Origin of the sequence: Labilibaculum filiforme (assembly GCF_002843315.1) — a bacterium.
In the GTDB taxonomy this organism is placed as follows: Bacteria; Bacteroidota; Bacteroidia; order Bacteroidales; family Marinifilaceae; genus Labilibaculum; species Labilibaculum filiforme.
Map to the genome: position 1 here is coordinate 1 of NZ_MVDD01000050.1, position 1,477 is coordinate 1,477.

Consider the following 1,477-nt stretch of genomic DNA (forward strand, 5'->3'; position numbering starts at 1 on the left):
TGGACTTATAAAGATGTAGTTGGGAATACCAGTACACAAACACAGAATGTAATCATTACTGATGCTACAGCACCGGTTGCAGATTTGGCTTCATTGCCAAACGTAACTGCAGAGTGTGAGGTAACGACTTTAACTGCACCAAGTGCGACAGATAATTGTTCTGCTGTAACAGTAACTAACGATGCAAGTTTGCCAATAACTACACAAGGAACTACTGTTGTTACCTGGACTTATAAAGATGTTGTTGGGAATATCAGTACACAAACACAGAATGTAATTATTACTGATGCTACTGCACCAGTTGCAGATTTGGCTTCATTGCCAAACGTAACTGCAGAGTGTGAGGTGACTAGTTTAACAGCACCAAGTGCAACAGATAATTGTTCTGCTGTAACAGTAACTAACGATGCAAGTTTGCCAATAACTACACAAGGAACTACTGTTGTTACCTGGACTTATAAAGATGTTGTTGGGAATATCAGTACACAAACACAGAATGTAATTATTACTGATGCTACTGCACCAGTTGCAGATTTGGCTTCATTGCCAAACGTAACTGCAGAGTGTGAGGTGACTAGTTTAACAGCACCAAGTGCAACAGATAATTGTTCTGCTGTAACAGTAACTAACGATGCAAGTTTGCCAATAACTACACAAGGAACTACTGTTGTTACCTGGACTTATAAAGATGTTGTTGGGAATATCAGTACACAAACACAGAATGTAATCATTACTGATGCTACAGCACCGGTTGCAAATTTGGCTTCATTGTCAAACGTAACTGCAGAGTGTGAGGTGACTAGTTTAACTGCACCAACAGCAACAGATAATTGTTCTGCCGTAACAGTAACTAACGATGCAAGTTTACCAATAACTACACAAGGCACTACAGTTGTGACTTGGACTTATAAAGATGTAGTTGGGAATACCAGTACACAAACACAGAATGTAATCATTACTGATGCTACTGCACCAGTTGCAGATTTGGCTTCTTTGCCAAACGTAACTGCAGAGTGTGAGGTAACGACTTTAACTGCACCAAGTGCGACAGATAATTGTTCTGCTGTAACAGTAACTAACGATGCAAGTTTGCCAATAACTACACAAGGAACTACTGTTGTTACCTGGACTTATAAAGATGTTGTTGGGAATATCAGTACACAAACACAGAATGTAATCATTACTGATGCTACAGCACCGGTTGCAAATTTGGCTTCATTGCCAAACGTAACCGCAGAGTGTGAGGTAACGACTTTAACTGCACCAACAGCAACAGATAATTGTTCTGCCGTAACAGTAACTAACGATGCAAGTTTGCCAATCACTGCACAAGGCACTACAGTTGTTACCTGGACTTATAAAGATGTAGTTGGGAATACCAGTACACAAACACAGAATGTAATCATTACTGATGCTACTGCACCAGTTGCAGATTTGGCTTCTTTGCCAAACGTAACTGCAGAGTGTGAGGTAACGA

General features: G+C 40.2%; 1 protein-coding gene. It reads left to right on the forward strand.

Annotated features, from left to right (window positions below; translation table 11 throughout):
- Window positions 1–1,477 (forward strand): hypothetical protein (locus BZG02_RS20940; protein WP_218972324.1); only part of this gene is annotated, 1,477 nt, incomplete at both ends.